General features: G+C 44.0%; 24 protein-coding genes. All 24 read left to right on the top strand.

The features are described from left to right. Positions 1 to 12: 12 nt before the first annotated feature. Positions 13 to 648, top strand: coding sequence for a ParA family protein (locus EZ444_RS15950; RefSeq protein ID WP_131610148.1), 636 nt, complete (start codon positions 13 to 15; stop codon positions 646 to 648). Then, the gene (locus EZ444_RS15945; RefSeq protein WP_131610147.1) at positions 645 to 1,022 is read left to right on the top strand and encodes a hypothetical protein; all 378 of its coding nucleotides are present in this window, start codon (positions 645 to 647) and stop codon (positions 1,020 to 1,022) included. The genes EZ444_RS15950 and EZ444_RS15945 overlap by 4 nt, the downstream gene beginning before the upstream one ends. Further along, positions 1,019 to 1,360, top strand: a complete 342-nt coding sequence (locus EZ444_RS15940; protein WP_131610146.1) for a hypothetical protein — start codon at positions 1,019 to 1,021, stop codon at positions 1,358 to 1,360. The genes EZ444_RS15945 and EZ444_RS15940 overlap by 4 nt, the downstream gene beginning before the upstream one ends. 3 nt (positions 1,361 to 1,363) lie before the next feature. Further along, positions 1,364 to 1,684 (top strand): DUF4134 family protein, encoded by a 321-nt coding sequence (locus tag EZ444_RS15935; protein WP_131610145.1) that lies wholly within the window; start codon positions 1,364 to 1,366, stop codon positions 1,682 to 1,684. Continuing rightward, positions 1,650 to 2,021: a DUF4134 domain-containing protein gene (locus EZ444_RS15930; RefSeq protein ID WP_317130129.1), complete on the top strand. Its 372-nt coding sequence runs from the start codon at positions 1,650 to 1,652 to the stop codon at positions 2,019 to 2,021. Before EZ444_RS15935 ends, EZ444_RS15930 begins: the two co-directional genes overlap by 35 nt. Next, positions 2,021 to 2,329 (top strand): DUF4133 domain-containing protein, encoded by a 309-nt coding sequence (locus EZ444_RS15925; protein ID WP_131610143.1) that lies wholly within the window; start codon positions 2,021 to 2,023, stop codon positions 2,327 to 2,329. The genes EZ444_RS15930 and EZ444_RS15925 overlap by 1 nt, the downstream gene beginning before the upstream one ends. Beyond that, positions 2,301 to 3,587 (top strand): hypothetical protein, encoded by a 1,287-nt coding sequence (locus tag EZ444_RS27665; protein ID WP_225874746.1) that lies wholly within the window; start codon positions 2,301 to 2,303, stop codon positions 3,585 to 3,587. The genes EZ444_RS15925 and EZ444_RS27665 overlap by 29 nt, the downstream gene beginning before the upstream one ends. 44 nt (positions 3,588 to 3,631) lie before the next feature. Then, on the top strand, positions 3,632 to 4,834 hold the full coding sequence (locus tag EZ444_RS27660) for a TraG family conjugative transposon ATPase (protein WP_262711263.1): 1,203 nt from the start codon (positions 3,632 to 3,634) through the stop codon (positions 4,832 to 4,834). A 23-nt stretch (positions 4,835 to 4,857) separates the two neighbouring features. Then, complete coding sequence (locus tag EZ444_RS15915) at positions 4,858 to 5,520, top strand: hypothetical protein (protein WP_131610142.1); 663 nt, start codon at positions 4,858 to 4,860, stop codon at positions 5,518 to 5,520. Further along, entirely contained in the window at positions 5,517 to 6,176 is a 660-nt protein-coding gene (locus EZ444_RS15910; protein WP_131610141.1) for a hypothetical protein, read from the top strand. Before EZ444_RS15915 ends, EZ444_RS15910 begins: the two co-directional genes overlap by 4 nt. A gap of 4 nt (positions 6,177 to 6,180) precedes the next feature. Further along, positions 6,181 to 6,846 carry a hypothetical protein gene (locus EZ444_RS15905; protein WP_131610140.1) on the top strand — a complete coding sequence of 222 codons (666 nt, stop codon included), beginning with the start codon at positions 6,181 to 6,183 and terminating at the stop codon, positions 6,844 to 6,846. A gap of 3 nt (positions 6,847 to 6,849) precedes the next feature. After that, positions 6,850 to 7,626, top strand: a complete 777-nt coding sequence (locus EZ444_RS15900) for a hypothetical protein (RefSeq protein WP_131610139.1) — start codon at positions 6,850 to 6,852, stop codon at positions 7,624 to 7,626. 10 nt (positions 7,627 to 7,636) lie between these two features. Next, positions 7,637 to 8,776, top strand: a complete 1,140-nt coding sequence (locus EZ444_RS15895; protein ID WP_131610138.1) for a plasmid transfer protein — start codon at positions 7,637 to 7,639, stop codon at positions 8,774 to 8,776. Positions 8,777 to 8,813: 37 nt separating this feature from the next. Beyond that, positions 8,814 to 9,404 carry a conjugative transposon protein TraK gene (gene traK / locus EZ444_RS15890; RefSeq protein ID WP_455430284.1) on the top strand — a complete coding sequence of 197 codons (591 nt, stop codon included), beginning with the start codon at positions 8,814 to 8,816 and terminating at the stop codon, positions 9,402 to 9,404. Continuing rightward, positions 9,379 to 9,828, top strand: coding sequence for a hypothetical protein (locus EZ444_RS15885; protein ID WP_131610137.1), 450 nt, complete (start codon positions 9,379 to 9,381; stop codon positions 9,826 to 9,828). The genes traK and EZ444_RS15885 overlap by 26 nt, the downstream gene beginning before the upstream one ends. Further along, positions 9,812 to 11,032 carry a conjugative transposon protein TraM gene (gene traM / locus EZ444_RS15880; RefSeq protein ID WP_131610136.1) on the top strand — a complete coding sequence of 407 codons (1,221 nt, stop codon included), beginning with the start codon at positions 9,812 to 9,814 and terminating at the stop codon, positions 11,030 to 11,032. The genes EZ444_RS15885 and traM overlap by 17 nt, the downstream gene beginning before the upstream one ends. Before the next feature lie 10 nt (positions 11,033 to 11,042). Beyond that, positions 11,043 to 11,876 (top strand): conjugative transposon protein TraN, encoded by an 834-nt coding sequence (traN, locus tag EZ444_RS15875; RefSeq protein WP_205945281.1) that lies wholly within the window; start codon positions 11,043 to 11,045, stop codon positions 11,874 to 11,876. A 197-nt stretch (positions 11,877 to 12,073) separates the two neighbouring features. Continuing rightward, a complete protein-coding gene (locus EZ444_RS15870; RefSeq protein ID WP_131610135.1) occupies positions 12,074 to 14,110 on the top strand; it encodes a type IV secretory system conjugative DNA transfer family protein in 2,037 nt (678 codons plus the stop codon). Positions 14,111 to 14,163: 53 nt separating this feature from the next. Further along, positions 14,164 to 14,592, top strand: coding sequence for a hypothetical protein (locus tag EZ444_RS15865; protein WP_131610134.1), 429 nt, complete (start codon positions 14,164 to 14,166; stop codon positions 14,590 to 14,592). Positions 14,593 to 14,648: 56 nt separating this feature from the next. Beyond that, a complete protein-coding gene (locus EZ444_RS15860; protein WP_165503633.1) occupies positions 14,649 to 15,224 on the top strand; it encodes a M23 family metallopeptidase in 576 nt (191 codons plus the stop codon). A gap of 31 nt (positions 15,225 to 15,255) precedes the next feature. Further along, entirely contained in the window at positions 15,256 to 15,426 is a 171-nt protein-coding gene (locus EZ444_RS27245; RefSeq protein WP_165503632.1) for a hypothetical protein, read from the top strand. After that, the gene (locus EZ444_RS15855; protein ID WP_225874745.1) at positions 15,392 to 16,648 is read left to right on the top strand and encodes an ArdC family protein; all 1,257 of its coding nucleotides are present in this window, start codon (positions 15,392 to 15,394) and stop codon (positions 16,646 to 16,648) included. Before EZ444_RS27245 ends, EZ444_RS15855 begins: the two co-directional genes overlap by 35 nt. Next, positions 16,632 to 17,468, top strand: coding sequence for a DUF4099 domain-containing protein (locus EZ444_RS15850; RefSeq protein ID WP_131610132.1), 837 nt, complete (start codon positions 16,632 to 16,634; stop codon positions 17,466 to 17,468). Before EZ444_RS15855 ends, EZ444_RS15850 begins: the two co-directional genes overlap by 17 nt. Next, the gene (locus EZ444_RS15845) at positions 17,428 to 18,060 is read left to right on the top strand and encodes a hypothetical protein (RefSeq protein ID WP_165503631.1); all 633 of its coding nucleotides are present in this window, start codon (positions 17,428 to 17,430) and stop codon (positions 18,058 to 18,060) included. The genes EZ444_RS15850 and EZ444_RS15845 overlap by 41 nt, the downstream gene beginning before the upstream one ends.

Below are 18,060 nucleotides of genomic sequence, written 5' to 3'. Positions count from 1 at the left end.
AAACCCTTCATTATGGTCATACTGATAGGAAATCAGAAAGGCGGCGCAGGAAAGAGTACGCTCACCCTGTTGCTGGCCAATTATTTAACTGCCCTTCGTGGCCGCAGGGTAACTGTGCTGGATATGGATTACCAGCAGTCCATAGCCACAAAGGCTGTGAAGGCAAAAATTCTGGAGAATGAGCCACTTTATGAGATCATCCCTTCCGATCTCAAACATTTTCCCATGTTGCTTAAAGTGCTGGGCAACAATCAGGGAGAGATTGTGCTGATTGATCTTCCCGGAAAAATGGATGATGACGGACTTATTCCGGTATTTCTTGCAGGCGATGTAATCCTCTGTCCCTTCAATTACGATGAGTTTTCTGTGGATTCTACGCTGCTGTTTGCTTTAGTCACCCAAAAGATCAACAACAAAGCACCGTTTATTTTTGTGCCCAACCGCATTAAGACCACAGTAAAATATGATACCCGATTGGAAGTGGATAAGGTGTTACAGAGGTTTGGTGTAGTGACTCCAGGCATCGCTGACAGGGTTGATTTTCAACGGGTCAATACCCTGCATATTCCCGCCATTATACTGCCGGTAGTTTTGCCGGTACTGGATCTGATCTATGAATCTTACCTGTTAAAGGAGGAAGCGAAATGAATGAAATAAAAACATTAGCGGATCAGCTGCGTGAGAAGATCCGCAGTGGGGAGAGCGAAGACATACTTCCTGAAAAGAAAAGCCCCCTTACTGAATCCATCCCATTGACAAAGCCTAAAAAACCGCCCAAACCAGTTATAAGCGATACTCAAGCTATCGCTTTCTTTACCGCACTGGAAGCCTTCCGCCTGGAAGGAACAGAAAAAAGCCTGATCCGTCTGGACAGCAAAACTATGAACCTGCTTAAACGTATCAAACTCGCCAAAGGCATCGATATGAACAGATTTATAGTCTATAGCCTTCACCAATATATAGCGCAGCACCCCTGGCTGTCAGCTTACATCCAAGAAACACTTAAAAACTCAGAATTATGACATGGACAAGTTTTATTGTTACCCTGATACTGGCGTATCTGGTCTATTATGGCCTCAATCTCTTCCTTGACCTTTTGATCGGCAGGAAATCGGCTACTTCGGAATCCGAAAATGAGGTACTGTTTTTTGAGGAAAATAACGCTCCTGAAGCCATGAGTTATAAACAGGAAACCGAGCCTGAACCTGTTACCCAGTCTGCGGAATCCGATAGCGTCGGAAATACTGTGCGGAGCATCGCCTCCGGCCTGCTTGATGCAACTGGTGCTGTAGGACTAAAGCAGTTGTTCAACCTCGCCAAAGATGACCTTATCGAGTATACCAAGGCAATCCCTTATTGACCAATGAAATTCTATTCTATTTTAAAGACAGCCCCGGCTGTCTTTTTTTTTGCCCTTCCTTTTTTCGCTACGGCACAGGCCGGGCCGCCAGGTATCCCTGAATTCTATAGTGCCACACGTGAAATGCACCGCTGGTATTTCAATTTTTACGACCTGGTGATGGTCATCGGCACTATTAGCGGAATCCTTGGCGGCTTGCGCATCTATTCTAATTGGCAATCGGGCAAACATCACATCGATGCCCAGGTGATGGGATGGTTCTTTTCCTGCCTCTTCCTGGTACTTATCGGTGCCTTCCTCAAAACCCTCTACGGGGTCAATTAACCCTTTTTTTCATTTTATCCATTATCAAATGACAGTAAAAAACAAAAAACTGTATGCATTTGTGGCAATTTCTATGGCCGCAGCCCAGACCGTTAAAGCCCAAGGCGGTACAACCGGAATCAATGCAGCGACGTCTTCGCTAACGAGCTATGTTGATCCGGTATCTAGTTTGACCCTTGCCATTGGAGCCGTAGTCGGCATCATCGGAGGGGTACGAGTCTATATTAAATGGAACAGTGGTGACCAGGATATCAATAAAGAGTTGATGGGTTGGGGAGGTTCCTGTCTCTTCCTTGTGCTGGTGTCCGTTGTGATTAAAGCCTTCTTCGGCGTATAATGATCCGCAAATTTTCCATATACAAGGGGCTTCAAAAGCCCCTTGTATATAAAGGCTTTAAAGGAAAGTTTATCGGCTGGGGCATTGGTTCACTAGTGTTAGGACTTGTGGGAGGCGGTCTGCTGGGTACGCTTACCAATATGTACCTCGGCGGATTGGCCACAATTGCCGCCATTGCGGGAGGGCTAACCTATACCTTTTACCGGCAAAAAAGCGGACTGCATTCTAAGACCCGTTCCAGGGGAGTATTCATTCATTCCACCCACTTAAAACAGAGTTATGCAAACACATCAAAAGACGGCATTTAAAATGCCTTATGCGGGTATTGATACCTATGAAGGCCAAGCCCTATTGTATGGCGACAAAGGTGACTTTTCCATGCTTTTCCAAATCCGCAACCCGGTCATGCAATACGGAGCTGACCCCGAACCTTATGGAGCATATCACCATCTGCTGCAGAACATGATTAAGATTCTAGGCGAAGGTCACATCATCCAGAAACAGGATGTTTTTTCAAGGAAAAGCTGGCGGGGGGATCCGGCTAATGAATTCCTGCAACAAAAATACAACGAACACTTCAACGACCGGGAGTATACAGACATTAACACTTGTCTGATGATTACCCGGCAGGTCAAAAAAGGCGCATTCTATGTCTATGATAAAAAGGCACTCCATGATTTCAACCAGCTTACCACTAAGATTTATGATCTCCTGAGTGGCGCGGGGCTAAGCCCGCATATTCTAAATGAGGTAGAAATACGCCGCTATGTATCACGAATACTGGGTATGGAATTTACCTCTCCCCATATTACCCTGAATAACCTAAGCTCCGGGGATCAGCAGTTGCGCATCGGTTCCAGGGCAATAAAGAGCATCAGCCTGATCAATATCGATGATATTGACTTACCCGAGAAGGTAGGCACCTATACCGAGAAGCAGGATGGCAAGCAGCTGCGGCAATTCCCTGTTGACAATCTATCGTTTCTGCACCATGTACCTGACTATTGCTGCATTGTTTATAATCAAGTCATTGAAATACCTGGACAGCAGCTAACCCTGAACAAACTGGAGCTGAAACGCAAGAGGCATTCCGGGGTGCCTGATCCAGCCAATATGATATGCGTGGAAGATATCGATCAGTTGTTAGTTGATGTTGCTAGGGAAAATCAATTGTTGGTCAACGCCCATTATAACATTGTAGTCTGTGCAGACAATGAAAAGATCAGTCGGGCGACCAATTTTATTGAGGCCGCACTTTTCCAGCAAGGTATCATCTCATCTAAAAATGCCTATAACCAAATGGAACTGTTCCGAACTGCACTTCCCGGGAATGGGGTGGAACTCAAAAAATATGATTGGTTTCTCACCACTTCGGATGCCGCCTTATGCTTTTTCTTTAAGGAATCCATGCAGGCAGATGAAAAGTCGGATTTTTTGATCCGTTTCACTGATCGCCAAGGCATTCCTGTAAGTTTTGATCCGGCAGATCTGAGCACAGGACGTCTGAATAATCGCAACAAGTTTGTACTTGGGCCATCCGGGGGTGACCGGGTCATTTTTAATTAAATGACCCGGTCACCCTCCAAATTGGATCAGGAAAAAGTTTTTTTATGAATGCGCTCATTGAGCAATATATGAGGTATAATATGGATGTGGTCATCGTTGATACGGGTCATTCCTATAGTGGCCTATGTACCTATTTCGGCGGAAAGTACATTACTTATACCGAACAGACCCCAATAACTATGAATCCTTTCGCTATCAGTGAAAGTGAATACAATATTGAGAAAAAGGATTTTTTGAAGACTTTGATCGGACTACTGCTCAAAGGAGCCGAAGGGATAATTTCTCAGGTCGAGGACACCATTTTTTCCAATGTAATCTCCGCATATTATTCCGAGCATTTTATGCAGGGCCAGGCCGGTTGTGTTAAAAGCCTGAGCTTCGATTCCTTCTATGACTTTTCAGTGGAGAAGATCAGGGAAATCAAAGAGAACGAAAAGGTCAGCTTTGATCTTGATGAGTACCGTTACGTGTTAAAGAAGTTTTATAGGGGAGGTGAGCATGGAACAATTCTTAATGAAAAGGTTGATACTTCATTGTTAACCGAACGTTTCATTGTCTTTGAAATAGATTCGATTAAAGAAAGTAAAATTTTTCCAATTGTCACAATGATAATAATGGACGTGTTTTTACAAAAAATGCGTCACCGTACCGCTCAACGTAAAGCCTTGATTATAGAGGAAGCATGGAAAGCGATAGCCTCACCTTTAATGGCCTCCTACATTCTTTATTTATATAAGACCGTACGCAAATTCTGGGGAGAGGCGATTGTGGTCACCCAAGAATTGGGTGATATATTGGGTAATACGGTGGTTAAGGACAGCATACTGAACAACTCGGATACGGTATGTCTGTTAGATCAAAGCAAGTTCAAAGAGAATTACAAGGAGATCGCCAAACTACTTGCCATTACCGATACTGAACAGAAAAAAATCTTTACCATTAATCAGCTAGACAATACCGAAAACCGGGGACGATTTAAGGAGGTCTATATACGTAGGGGATCCGTAGGTGAAGTGTATGGCGTAGAAGTCTCCATCTTCCAGTATTTGGCCTACACTACTGAAAAGCCGGAAAAAAGCGCTGTGGAAATCTATGTTCATGCGAGCGGGTCATATCAGCAGGGGCTGGAAGCTTTTGTTACCGATATGTTGGCTAGTGGCCTTTCCCTTGGGGCATTTGTCAGCAAGATCAACAATGCCGGCCATCCGGTTTCCGGAAAAACTGAATATTTCAAACCAGATTTTTAATCACTATTTAATTAAGCCCAATTATGAAAACCTTATGTTTTTTTGCCAGCCTGCTCCTTTGTGGGGTAAGCCTGAAAGCCCAGATCTATGTCGATCCGGCAACAGCCGGTGCGACGGCTGTTCATTCGGGTATCATCAACGGCCAATTGAACCGAACGAATGATAATCTGACGCTGATCCAACGCGGACAGCTGGCTGTTACAGGCCAGCTGGTTATTGTTAACGATCTACAAAATCAAATCTATAAAGGATTAAGTGAGGTGTCCGCAGTGGTAAGGAACCTGCTGGCTGTAAAGGATATTACTGAGATAAGCGCCGACATCGTCCAAGATGTGAACAAAGCGATGAACATCGCCGGAAGCAATCCAGTACTGCTGCTTTTTGCAGAAAGCGGTGCCAGAGAGTTTAAGACCCGTGCAACAAATCTGGCTGTGGAGGTTAGCGCCTTTGTGTTGCAGGGCGGAAAAAATAACCTTATGGATTCCGGTGAGCGAGCGAAGCTGTTAAACAGGATTGTAACGGAGCTTACGATCCTGCGGGGCGTAGCCTATGGTATGTATCGCAGTATGTATTGGGCGAAACAAAGGGGAATCCTTAACTCCCTGAATCCTTATGCAGGTTTTATAAACATCGACAAACGCATTGCCGACGACATCATCAGAAATGCTAAATACCTAAAAGAATGAAAACATACTTATATATAATCATCTGTTTCTTTGCTTATTTGCCTAAAGGCCATGCCCAGCTTAATGTACAACTTTTACACCAGCTGGTATCCGAAAGTAAATCAGAATACAACAAGCAGAACGAAGCCAAAAACAAGCAAGCGGTCACATCAACAAATGAAGAAGTCAACCGTTCGGAAATGGGCAAATTGAAAACCAAATACCGGGAACTTCAAAGTAGGTTTAAGACACTTGGGCTTGTCATTGATGCCGCACAGATCGGGCTACAGGCCACGCCCATTGTTACAGAGATCATCCGGCAGCAAGGCATTATATTTCAGCTTGCTGGACAAGATCCACTATTGATCGCCCTGGCTTACCAGACTGAAAAAGATCTGGCAGACCAGGCATACCGGCTCAGCCAGTATTTGTATGCGCTGATGATTAGCATAGGTGACCTAAACCAGATGAAAGGCTCCGATAGAAAGATCCTGTTCAACCATGTGTTGACTGAGCTGCGCCGGATCGAAGGAGCCACCAGGGGGCTGGCAGCAAATCTTCAGTATGCAAACCGAAAGCATATTATGAATTCTATGAATCCTTTCTCGGAATTTGTGAACCAGGACAAGCAGCTGATTGACAATATTCTGCGCAATGCTGATATCCTTAAAAATTGAGATCATGTACAGGATCATTTTATGTTGCTGTTTACTGCTTGCTGCTTTAAACAGTGTGGCGCAAAGGCTTGTTTTTGACCGGAATCATTTTAATATTGTCAATGAAAACGGGGCCGTCCGCGCGGCCACCGAAAATACGAACAATAATTATTTAAGTTCCATCAATAACCGGTTAAGTGACATTAATCTGAATGTCAGTTCCGTTGTTATGGTGCAAACCCTGATCCATAATTCACTTACCGAGGTTAACCAGGCACTCCGGAGCGGGATCGCACTACGGCAGATCGGACAGCTAAGTAATGAGATTATTTATGAAAGTAACCTCATGATACAGACCGCATCGGATGCTCCTTATCTTTTGCTTTTTGCCGAGGATATAGCCAGGCAAATGAAGAACAGGGGAATAAGGCTGGTTAATGAGGTTTCCGTCTTTGTTTTAAAAGAAGGGGAAAACGTGTTGATGGATTATGAAAAACGGGATGCTTTGCTGCGCAAGATAATTCTGGAGCTGCGGGTCATGCGTGCGTTAGTCTATAGTATGCAGCGATCTATGCACTGGGCGAAAATCAATGGAGTATTGAAGACGGTCAATCCCTATAAGCATTTTATCAACCAGGACACCCGGCTGGTAAATGACATCCTTTCTAAGTATAACATCATTAAGCAATAGCACATGAAAGCATTTCTAATTTTTATCCTTGCGGCAGCTGGGTATTTGCAGGGCTATGCCCAGAAAACCATCCGGGACAAACACATCACCAACCAGCAGGAGCGTATGGTCTTTAAGCAGTGGAGCAAAAGTAAGTTCACGCCCACCAGCGGCTTTTTAGGTTTGAACCCGGAATATTGGCTCACATGGGCCTGGCATCCGGACTATCCGAAGAAAGACCTACGACCACTATCCCCTTCAGGGCCGCAAAGCCAAAGACTGCTTTTGGTAGCGGCTATGAGCAATACCGAAAATGCCTATAAACAACAAGCCGATACGCTGCGCAATACTGCCCTTAGCGAAGCTGTAAGTTATTCCGGTGATCTTTCGATAACAGATCCTTTATGGCTGTTGTACTACAGGCACGAGTTTGATCCGCTCCTTGAACTGGATGATGCCATGATCATGATTGGTATAGAGCAGAAGGTGAAAGATTACCTCATACAAACAGGGATTAAAAGTTGGTACCTGGAAGAAGGTCATGCGCTGGCGCAGCGGCTGGAAGCGACAAGGACAACCACGCTTGACCGGGGTTCCAGGATATTGGCATATCACCGTATGCTCGAAGAATACCGTAAGCTGAACTCAACCTGGGAGAATAAAAAACAGCGTGCAAAACTATACCTGTCCCTTAAAGAAACTCAGGAGAAAATCAAGACCAGGGACGAAGTTCTGGCACCAAAAGCCGGCAGATCCGACAGGCAAATCGCTGAAGATGTGCTGAGCAAAACCAAACTCTAAAACTAAAATTATGACCATTCTCAATTTACTAACCGGCACCGCCGGTTTTTTTGTGCAACATAAACCCGTCAATGTCCCTGAATCCTTTAAGGATACTTTTAATTATCTGCAGGGTAATGGGGTATATGAAGAGGGCACGATGCATTTTTTAAAAAAAATGAAAAACACCATCTGGTCACATTACGATTTTTTTATCGCTGATGCCCAGGCACTGGCAGCAATTTTTATGCTCATCTTTTTTGCGATCAAGACCTATGAGATGATGGCAGGAGACAAAAAGCTGGAGATCATGCCACTGCTCAGGCCGTTCGGTTTAGTAATGGTCATTTTGTGGTGGTCGGTTTTTACCAAAGTTGTTGCCTATCCGACACAGGTAATCGCCAATAAGACCGAGGCTATGTTTGATGCCAGCCAGACCGAGGTCAATAGCTTGCGTTTACAGCGGGCAAAATTAATGGTGGACATTTCCGATCAGCTGTTCACCATACAGGCGCAGACGGAAACAGCCAAGACCGAGGCTGATACCTGGTATGAAAACGCATGGGAAAGCGTCAAATCATCGGTTGTTGAAGGTTTTTCCGAAGTCTGGAACCCGATAGTTGAATTGCGTAACCGCTTACAGGTCAGTTTGCAATTGCTTGCTACATCTCTGTTGGAAACCCTGGCGATATGGCTACTGCGGATTTGTGTATATATCATATTTATCATTCAAATCATATTTTCCACGATACTGATCATACTGGGGCCGTTTTCGGTTGCTGTCAGTATCCTACCCGCCTTCCGTGACTCCTTTAGTACCTGGATCGCCCGGTTTGTTTCGGTCAACCTATATTCCGGTATCGCCTACCTGGTCATGTATGTCGCGTCGCTGTTTCAGCAGTATGCGATGGAAGCAGAGATCACCCGATATCAGGAGCTTGCTGGTACGACGGGAATAACTATGGCTAAACTGGCAGCTTTCGCAAGTAACGGAATCCTGTCTTTTGGGATGGTAATCGGCACGTTTGTGATTGGTGCCCTGACCATGCTTACTGTACCAAGTATTTCCACATGGATCGTATCCACCTCGGGGATCAGCTCTGCTGCATCTACAATGGGTCGGGGCGCTTCCAATATGTCCAGGATGATGACCAAAATGATGAAGGGGTAAGCAGATGATCATAAAAAATATAGAATCAAAAGTCCGCTTGGCCACCTTCCTTTCTGGGGGTAGTTTTATAGCGGCGATTATAATGGTAATGACTGTTTCTTTCTTTGCCTATCGGCAGGTTTCGGATGCCAGAAAGAGTATCTATATAATGGATGCCAGTAATGTGCCTTTGTTAGCGAGACAGACAGATGTACAGATGAACCGGGCAGCGGAATATCGATCACACATCGCCCGTTTTCATTCCTTGTTCTTTTCGCTGACCCCCGACGATAAATTTATCGAATACCAGATGAAACAGGCCATGTATCTCGTTGATGAGAGCGGTGCGCTGCAGTATAATAATCTAAAAGAGAAAGGATTTTTTAACTCGATCCTATCTTCCAGTGCTGTACTCACCATCCGTACCGACAGCGTTTTTCTGGATGAAGGAAGGAAATACTTCCGCTATTATGGTACGCAAAAAATTGACCGGAGGAGTTCTGCCATCGTTCGATCTCTGGTTACCGAAGGTTATCTCAGTGATTTGGAAATTCGTTCAGACAACAATCCCCATGCTGTGCTAATCACCCGATGGAAAACACTAGAAAATAAAGATTTAGAAAATGTTCAGAAAAATTCATTCCAATAAAGACACAGGTGCCACGCTTGGCGCTGAGCTGAAAAGGGAGCTTGGAAAGTACTTTGTGCGTCCCGGTTTCTACTGCCACTATGTATTGAATAAATACCCGCTTACTTTTTTCTCCGTAATGGTGATTTCGATTTTATTATCGTGTATTCTTTCATTTACTGTTATGCGTAGTGAAAAGCCGGGGACACTTCCTGTGTTTTCCAAAACGGCAATAGGCGGCTCAAGTGGACTCGCCGAAATGATCGGTGCCTACAGCGCGCTGAATGAGGTAACGGCTCTGCAAAACCGAATTGGAATCCTTGCTCGCAAGGATTCACTTAACGCTGGGGACAGTATTGAGGTTATCCATATACTGAAGCGCATCGACTACCTCCGCAATACCGCAAAATCTCAAAAAAAACAAAGCAATGAAGATAGACCTTAAAAAACCAAAGTATGTCATCCCGATAATCATGCTGCCTTTTTTGTGCATTTTCTTTTATGTGTATAAAAGCAGTTTCGGGAAGGAAACACCAAAACAGGCTGGAAAGGATTCTCTGCAGGTCAACCTTGCCGGGGTATCTGATCTGGTCAAAAATAGAGCGCTGGCAGATAAGCTGGATGCTTATCGCAATCAATACAAAGAGTCTGACGGTTATACTGCGGTCGGCCAGATCCAGGAAGAACAGATCGCCGGCCAGGCTCCGGGCACTTTATACAATGAGCATGAAAAGCGTATGCTGGATTCCATAGATAAAGTGATGAAAGCGAAATATGGCGTAGCAGCACCCGTGACACGAACGGGAGCTTACGGCGGTTTTCCAGATGCCGTACCTGTGGTAAAGAGAACAAAAAATTACGACCAGCAGGACAAGGCACTTGCCGCTGCTCTTTCAAAAATGAATCAGCCACCACCTGCATCGGTTCCCCGTCAGCAGAGTCCTGCACAGACGGATCCTATGCAACTATTTCGACAGCAGATGGCCCTTGTAGACAGTATAGGTAAGGCCAATGATCCGGATTATAAGTCGGATCAACAGCAGAAAAAAAATGCTGAGCTTCTGGAAAAAGAACTCAAAGGCCGCAAGAAACTGACCGTCAGTAAATCTGCTGTTTCTGCCGGAATCTTCAATACCATTACAGCCAGCGAGGAGGAAACCTTGATCACAGCCATCATTGATCAGGACATTACGGGGTATGCTGGTTCCCGATTAAGAATCCGGTTGCTTGAAGATATGATGGCTGGTCGTTTTCTAATCAAAAGGGGTACTTATATATATGCACAGATTTCCGGGTTCTCAGGGCAAAGGGTCAGCCTGACTGTCAGCTCCATTATGAACGGTAAAAATATTCTGCCGGTAAAACTAGAAGTCTATGACCACGATGGGCTTCCCGGACTGTACGTTCCGGCATCTGCCTTCAGAGAGTTTACCAGGGAGCTGGGAAGTAATAGTAGCCAGGGGATTACTCTGCAACAACAAGCAGAGAATAACAATCAGTTGGTCATGAGCATGATCCAGAAAATGTTCCAGTCCACCACAACAGCAGTCAGTAAAATGATACGCCAGAATAAAGCCAAGCTCAAATACAATTCCCTGGTCTATCTGATTGACCCGGATGAACTCAAAAACAACCAAAACAGTTATTAATCCTATCGATATGAAACAAATGCTTATTATTTTTTTCCTGCTGTTTGCAGGCTTCAGGCTCAGCGCACAAGTGACTGCTGCCATTCAGGTCAGTGACCTGCCTTCTATTGTGATTAATAGAGAGGTTTCCCTGCACATTATTTCTCCTGAACCGATCCGTTACGCAGACATTTCCACGAACTCCATCGCAGGGGATTTCCCGGTAGACAATATACTGAGGTTAAAAATTTTACCTGATTCAGCATCCCGTTTAAATAATTTTTCCAGCAACACTCCCATTGTTACGATTGTCGGCGAAAGCTTTATCGCCCAGTACAGGTTGGTCTATCTGCCGGGAACAGCAGTATCATCCCTGGTCAATATCTTGCCTGAGCATATACGTCCCTTGGACGTAGCAGCTACTAGCTTGACTAGCCCCGAGCTGAGGGTACATGCGCTTTCCATGTTAAAAAACAGGTCTTCACACAGAATTCGGAAGTCGGACGAATACGGGATTAGCGTAGCGCTGAATCAGGTATATACAATCGGAGATCAGGTATTTCTGGACATTACGTACCGCAATGAAACCAACCTTGCTTATGATATTGATGAAATGCGTTTTAAGATTGAGGACAAGAAAATAAACAAAGCAACCAACGTACAATCAATTGAGATCAAGCCCGTGTGGCAACTTTATCCGCTGACTGGATTTAAGAAAACATACCGTAATATATATGTACTTAAAAAGGTGACATTTCCAGAGAATAAGATCTTAAATGTAGAGCTCACTGAAAAGCAGATCTCAGGGCGAGCCATCACCTTACAGATAAAATATAAGGATATATTAAAAGCAGATACGTTTTAAGTTGTTTACTTGATGCTTAGTTTTCGGCGATCATCGCCGAAAACTAACAATTAATAAATATCTCAATAAACCGCTAAACCCGTAGCGGTTTTTTTATGCCCAAAATTCTCTGATTTCAAAGCCATTCCGTCAAAATTCACTCTCCAATCATGGAAGAATCGCGAAGTCCCTTCCAGTCTTTAAAAAACATATAACCTATGGAAGAAACCAAAGAACAGCAGGGGCTGCATCGTTTCCTGCAATTCGGTATTTATCTTTCGGTTGCCCTCGATATCCTTCTTTTTGTTTACGCTGCGAAGATCATCGCTCAGCCCGCAAGCCAGCATTATGGTCTTTCCCATTTTATGGAACGTATGGCAAGAGTAGTAATTTATCAGTATCCGCTGAACAGTAAGCTGTTTACCCTGATCCTGATCTGTTTGGTGTCGGTGGGAACGCTGAGTCGTAAGAAGAAAGATCTCAACCCTAAGAACGCCATTGTTTACCCACTTGCGATGGGACTGCTATTCCTGTTTGGGTGCTTAGGATTTTATGATAAATCTGGAAGCTACCTATTCCACTATACAAGTTGGTATGACCTGGGATATATCTTTTGCAGTATCGCCGGAACTATACTCATCCACATCGCAATGGATAATGTGTCAAAGATCATAAGCTCCAACTTGGGCAAGGATAAATGGAATGTTGAGGGTGAATCCTTCATGCAGACCACTAAGCCTAAAATTACACCCTACTCTGTCAATATTCCCATGCTTTTTTATTACAAGAAGAAAGTTCGCAAAGGTTATATAGTGCTGCAGAATTTATTCAGGGGAATGATTTTGGTCGGCGTTCCGGGATCTGGAAAGAGCTTCGGGGTCGTGATTCCGGTCATTAAGCAAATGATAGCTAATCAATTTACGCTTTGTATATACGATATAAAATTTCCTGATCTGAGCAGGGTCGCTTATTATCATTACCTGCTTGCCAAACAAAAAGGTAAGTGCAGTAACTACCAGTTTCATGTGATCAATCTTAATGAACCTGAGAAAAGCCGACGTCTCAATCCCTGGAAAAGTGTTTACCTGCGAACTCTGGCGGATGCCTCCGAAACAGCCGAGGCATTGGTTGAATCGATGAAAAAAGGTGATAAATCTGGTGGGAGTGATCAGTTTTTTACACAATCGGCCATTAACTTCTTGGCTGCCTGTATCTATTTCTTTAGTAGACATGAGGGGGGGAAGTATTCCAGCCTCCCTCATGTTCTGGCCTTTTTGAACTGCTCCTATGAAGAGATCTTCAACACACTTTTCAGTAACAAGGAACTAACCTCGCTTTTATCACCCTTTGTTACTGCGTTCAAGGCAAAAGCATTTGATCAGCTCGAAGGGCAGGTAGGCACGCTAAAGATTTTCATTAGTCGCATAGCAACTAAAGAAACCTTTTGGGTGTTCTCAGGTGATGATTTTGAACTTAAGGTCAGTGACCCAAAACATCCTGCTGTATTAGTTTTAGCAAATGATCCCAGTACGCAGAGCATCAATTCCTCATGCTATTCGGTTGTACTGAACAGGATTACTAAACTAGTTAACACTAAAGGCAATTTGCCATTGGGAATCATTATTGACGAAGCTCCAAGTTTGTATATCCATAAGGCCGAAGTATTGATAGCCCAGGCGAGATCCAATCTTGTGGCATTATTGTTAGGAATTCAATCAATTCAGCAACTGCAACAACAATATGGGAAGGAAACAGCCGCTACCCTTACCTCAGTTGTAGGCAATGTGTTGTCAGGGTCTGTGCAAAACAAGGATACACTCGAATGGCTGGAGCGTTTATTCGGCAAAGTAAAACAGGTAAGTGAAAGCTTGTCAATTGATCGGACAAAAACCTCTATTTCCATCAACGAGAAACTAGAACCACTTATTCCCGCAGGAAAAATCGCTTCTCTCAAAGCTGGTGAAATGGTAGGTCTGCTCGCGGCGGACGCAGTTGAAAAATATACCGGGCAGTTTGAAACTTCTGCCGTCCACTGCCGGATAAATCTGGATCTCCAAGCGATTAAGAAGGAGGAAGAAGCCTATCGTGAATTACCGACATTCTATGATTTCAAAGGTCGAAAGGATGAAGTGCTGCTCCAGAATTATTATCGGATCAATACAGAAGTGCAAAACATTATTCTAAAGTTTAAGTCTACCGCGGCTCCTGCAGTAGTGCCCCCCGCCAAAGGTTCAATGAAACCTAGCTCCAAATAACAGGCAAGCTTCAGCCTTAACCCAATTTCTTATTCATAAAAATCCAAAATCGTATGGAAGATTTAACTGGTACACTGGTTCTGGTACATCCAGAACTAACCACGGATCCTGCAAAACGGCAGGGTCAAATCGGCATGATTACTAGTGCTGACTTAAACAATAATGTTATCCGTGTGGGCTTTGGCAATACTCCTGTTGCCCTTTACGCTACAGAAGCGTTGTTAGTGCTTAGACCCCATAATGATCTTTATAGGGATTTGCTGACTGATGTTAAACAAATGGAAGTCCAGGATTTCAAGACCCTGCTTCGGGTAAGTATGCTTCTTGAAAATGGCAGTCCAAATCAATTAAAAGAGGCCTTGGAAATGGTTATAGCCAATAAACAGACCCTGGAGTATGGGACGGTTTCCCTACAAGATAAAATGGCACTGGTCATGGAAAAGGAAATTGAAGTCCAACAGCAGGTTGGCATAGGACGTTAGCGATGTTTCTGCATTACATCGTTAAGTGTGCGATTTGCATATTTTCCTTTACAGGATTGATTCCTCTAAGTGGAAATACACAAGTATTCAACACAGCTGGAATCTCCGCCCGCAGTAAAAGTGTAAATCTTTATCATTCTAAAGCTTTAAAGCCGTTTACTACCCTTGCCACAAAAGATGCAACCTTGATTCTCTTATCGACACAACCCAGGGACACTTCGGTTAAAATAGCTAAGGATTTCCTGTTCTGTATGCCATTGAAAAATTTGCAACTGACTTCTTCATTTGGCTGGCGCAGGCACCCCGTAACCGGAAAAGCAGATTTTCATAAAGGAGTTGACTTGTCTGCGAGATCAGAACCCATTTATTCTGTCCTAAAGGGCATTGTCAATGAAACCGGATTTAATCCCATACTTGGAAATTTTATCCGCATCGAACACGGAGTGGTAGAAAGTATCTATGGGCATCTATCCCTTATCATAGTTAGAGCCGGACAGGCAGTTGATGCTGCCCAGGTAATAGGCATAAGCGGATCTACAGGCCGGGCCACCGGAGAACACTTGCATTTCAGCATTAAAACGGATGGAACTTATATCCATCCATTACATTTTTTAAAAAGGCTTGCCGATTAGGCGGTGCCAAGCAATCACAAAAAAGATCATTATGAATCAGAATTTAAACCGGACAAAGCGTTCGCTGGCGTATAAACTCCAGCTTCTCGCCGATGGTGAAGATCAGGAACTGACTGCTGCGGAAGCTGCAGTATATGGGGCGGATTACGCCGATGAATTTCCCGAGGATGAAATCAGAGAGGAGGACGATCATGGCAATTGAAAAGACTAAACCTCTACACGTTCAAGTAGCAGAAAAATTAATTGAACAGTTGAAGGAGGGAACTGCTCCCTGGCAAAAACCTTGGAATAGTAGTAACCTGCCTTCATTTGAATTACCTTATAATGCTGTTACCGGCAACCGTTATAAAGGCATCAATACGATGTCTTTATTGATGGCCAAATATGAGGATCCGCGATGGATGACCTTTAATCAGGCTGCATCGCAGGATTGGAAAGTAAAAAAAGGAGAGAAAGGATCTTTGATCCAGTTTGTGAAACTGACAGACCTTTTAACCAAAAGAGATGAACAAGGTAAGCCCATGCTTGACGGGCAAGGAAAGCCCTTAAAGGTTCAGGTTAAACTTTCCAAACCAATCATTACCAGTGCATGGGTATTTAATGCTGCACAAGTAGATGGATTGGTGCCGTTAAAGCAACCAGAGATTACAAGCCTGGGTTGGGATCCGCTTGATCGAGCAGAACAGTTGATTACAAGCTCTGGTGCTGCAATAGAACACAAAGCAGGTGATCGCGCATTTTACAGTCCTGTCCGTGATCAGATAACTATGCCAATAAGGGAACAGTTTGATGCACCAGATAAATACTACGCCACTTTGCTTCATGAACTTGGTCATTGGACTGGCCACACCAGCAGACTGGATCGTTCGATAATGAATCGATTCGGTACAGAAGATTATGCAAGAGAGGAATTAAGGGCGGAAATCGCTTCACTATTGATTGGTCAGGAATTGCGTATTGGTCATGATCCTGGCCAGCATACAGCTTACGTTGAAAGTTGGATTAAGATGTTGACGGATACTCCCTTTGAAATTCATGCAGCAGCGGCTGATGCAGAAAAAATATTCGGCTACCTCATGGAACTGGAGCGTAAGAGAGAACTTAAAACAGAGCAAGTTCTTACAGATCCTTTAAGTGAAAAAAGCGTTACACAGGCGAAATCGCTTTCTATGGGTGACGAAATACCCTATAAGGATACAGTGTACAAGGTATTAGGCCACATCAAACAAGGTAGAATGCGTATGGAGGACATGATGTCGGGCAATACTTTCGTGCTATCTAAGTCGGATGGTTTGTACAATTCACTTATTTCTGCCAAACAAGAAACACTAAGGACACCAGTTGTACCTGCTCAGGTCCGGCCAGAACCTCAACAACTGCTGCAAGAAGCAGAAACAGTCGCGGCTTATGGTACTAAACGTTAACATTAACTCCAATTTTATGAAACCATTATTTGAAGAAAAAGAACTGCCGATCAACGATTTGCAGAAAATCGGACTGTACAATGACGGAAAACTCGCTCTCGGTGCCGAAGATCTTTCCGCACTGTTGGCTGGTCGCCGTACTGATTTGGTCAGTATACAGAATCTCAGGACAGAAGCATTCCATATTCAGCAGCTGGATGCCAAACTTTCACTCCAACGTCACCCTGATGGGAGCGTTTCTCTAAATCTCCATCCCATCTATAAACAAGCCGTTGGACATGAGTTGTTAGATAAAAGTGAGGTTGAACTTTTGACCAGTGGGAAAATTGCTAATGTGTCCAAGCAGGTTGATTTAGAGCCTGTGAAAAAGAAAACCTTAATTATCGAGTATGATGCGCAGACTAGGGAATTCATAAGCTACGATCCAAACGGTGTAGAGCCACCCGAAAAAATAAATGGACAGCAGTTGACTCCAGAAGATAAGCAAAATTACAAATCTGGAAATGTTGTTCAACTAGAGGACGGCACAAGGGTGCAACATCGGGCATCCGAGCGTAATGGGATGCTGTCCGATAGGCAAGTATTGATCTTATCTGTATTGTTGGACGGTGGGATTTCTTACTTGCTAATTACAGGCATCCGTAATCTTGTAGCTAATAGAGAGGAACAAAAAAGTCAATACACGAAGGGTTATGAGCAGGCGCTTAAAGAAATGAAGGATAGCACCCGTGCTAAGGACGAAATAAAATTGACACAGGCACCAGATGATGAGCGCAAAAATGACTATAAGCGCGGCTATGGTCGAAGTGGCTCCCGATAAGGTGGCATTACTGGATATAAAAAGCCTAAATCCGCAGGTGCAAGATTTTTTTGCTCCCTGGCTAAACGGAATAACTGAAGGAGAATTACATTTTACTTCTCCTGATTTCCACACACCCGCAGGGCTATGCCCTGCAGGTGTGTCTGATCCGGTAATGGTTAAGCATCATTTTCTTTTTTATTCGGCTATGGAAGTCCTTTGTTTTTGTAATCTGCACACAAACTGGCTAGAGAGGCCGGGCAGTAGTGCCTTTACTCCCCTGGGATTATTTCCCTCCGCTGGGCAGATAAAACAATTGCAGCTATGCTTTCCAAATGCAAGAATATTCACCGTTTTGGACAATGACCTTATTGGGCGTACTCTGGATTGTAAACTAGCCTTATGGTCTAAAAATAGGGATGCGAGTTTCTATTTGCGAAGCGACAATATGATGTGTAATTATTTTGATAAGGTATTCTGGATCCCTGAAAAGGAATTTTCCTTGCATCGTTTCCAGCAATTTAGTGGCCTGCGTTCGGGGATCCGAACCTTTAAGCCGAGAGTGGGATTTAATTCCTTTTTGGAATTGCATAGGCATGAACTAAACTTTTAA

This window comes from Pedobacter hiemivivus (genome assembly GCF_004331685.1).
Lineage (GTDB): Bacteria > Bacteroidota > Bacteroidia > Sphingobacteriales > Sphingobacteriaceae > Pedobacter > Pedobacter hiemivivus.
The sequence above is the reverse complement of the archived record's forward strand: the minus strand, read 5'-3'. Positions and strand labels throughout refer to the sequence as shown.

Excerpts from the sequence above, each read along its gene's own strand:
- EZ444_RS15950 (WP_131610148.1), top strand. The coding sequence starts at position 13 with ATGGTCATACTGATAGGAAATCAGAAAGGCGGCGCAGGAAAGAGTACG.
- EZ444_RS15945 (WP_131610147.1), top strand. The coding sequence starts at position 645 with ATGAATGAAATAAAAACATTAGCGGATCAGCTGCGTGAGAAGATCCGC.
- EZ444_RS15940 (WP_131610146.1), top strand. The coding sequence starts at position 1,019 with ATGACATGGACAAGTTTTATTGTTACCCTGATACTGGCGTATCTGGTC.
- EZ444_RS15935 (WP_131610145.1), top strand. The coding sequence starts at position 1,364 with ATGAAATTCTATTCTATTTTAAAGACAGCCCCGGCTGTCTTTTTTTTT.
- EZ444_RS15925 (WP_131610143.1), top strand. The coding sequence starts at position 2,021 with ATGATCCGCAAATTTTCCATATACAAGGGGCTTCAAAAGCCCCTTGTA.
- EZ444_RS27665 (WP_225874746.1), top strand. The coding sequence starts at position 2,301 with ATGCAAACACATCAAAAGACGGCATTTAAAATGCCTTATGCGGGTATT.
- EZ444_RS27660 (WP_262711263.1), top strand. The coding sequence starts at position 3,632 with ATGAATGCGCTCATTGAGCAATATATGAGGTATAATATGGATGTGGTC.
- EZ444_RS15915 (WP_131610142.1), top strand. The coding sequence starts at position 4,858 with ATGAAAACCTTATGTTTTTTTGCCAGCCTGCTCCTTTGTGGGGTAAGC.
- EZ444_RS15910 (WP_131610141.1), top strand. The coding sequence starts at position 5,517 with ATGAAAACATACTTATATATAATCATCTGTTTCTTTGCTTATTTGCCT.
- EZ444_RS15905 (WP_131610140.1), top strand. The coding sequence starts at position 6,181 with ATGTACAGGATCATTTTATGTTGCTGTTTACTGCTTGCTGCTTTAAAC.
- EZ444_RS15900 (WP_131610139.1), top strand. The coding sequence starts at position 6,850 with ATGAAAGCATTTCTAATTTTTATCCTTGCGGCAGCTGGGTATTTGCAG.
- EZ444_RS15895 (WP_131610138.1), top strand. The coding sequence starts at position 7,637 with ATGACCATTCTCAATTTACTAACCGGCACCGCCGGTTTTTTTGTGCAA.
- EZ444_RS15885 (WP_131610137.1), top strand. The coding sequence starts at position 9,379 with ATGTTCAGAAAAATTCATTCCAATAAAGACACAGGTGCCACGCTTGGC.
- traM (WP_131610136.1), top strand. The coding sequence starts at position 9,812 with ATGAAGATAGACCTTAAAAAACCAAAGTATGTCATCCCGATAATCATG.
- traN (WP_205945281.1), top strand. The coding sequence starts at position 11,043 with ATGAAACAAATGCTTATTATTTTTTTCCTGCTGTTTGCAGGCTTCAGG.
- EZ444_RS15870 (WP_131610135.1), top strand. The coding sequence starts at position 12,074 with ATGGAAGAAACCAAAGAACAGCAGGGGCTGCATCGTTTCCTGCAATTC.
- EZ444_RS15865 (WP_131610134.1), top strand. The coding sequence starts at position 14,164 with ATGGAAGATTTAACTGGTACACTGGTTCTGGTACATCCAGAACTAACC.
- EZ444_RS27245 (WP_165503632.1), top strand. The coding sequence starts at position 15,256 with ATGAATCAGAATTTAAACCGGACAAAGCGTTCGCTGGCGTATAAACTC.
- EZ444_RS15855 (WP_225874745.1), top strand. The coding sequence starts at position 15,392 with ATGAAATCAGAGAGGAGGACGATCATGGCAATTGAAAAGACTAAACCT.
- EZ444_RS15850 (WP_131610132.1), top strand. The coding sequence starts at position 16,632 with ATGGTACTAAACGTTAACATTAACTCCAATTTTATGAAACCATTATTT.
- EZ444_RS15845 (WP_165503631.1), top strand. The coding sequence starts at position 17,428 with ATGACTATAAGCGCGGCTATGGTCGAAGTGGCTCCCGATAAGGTGGCA.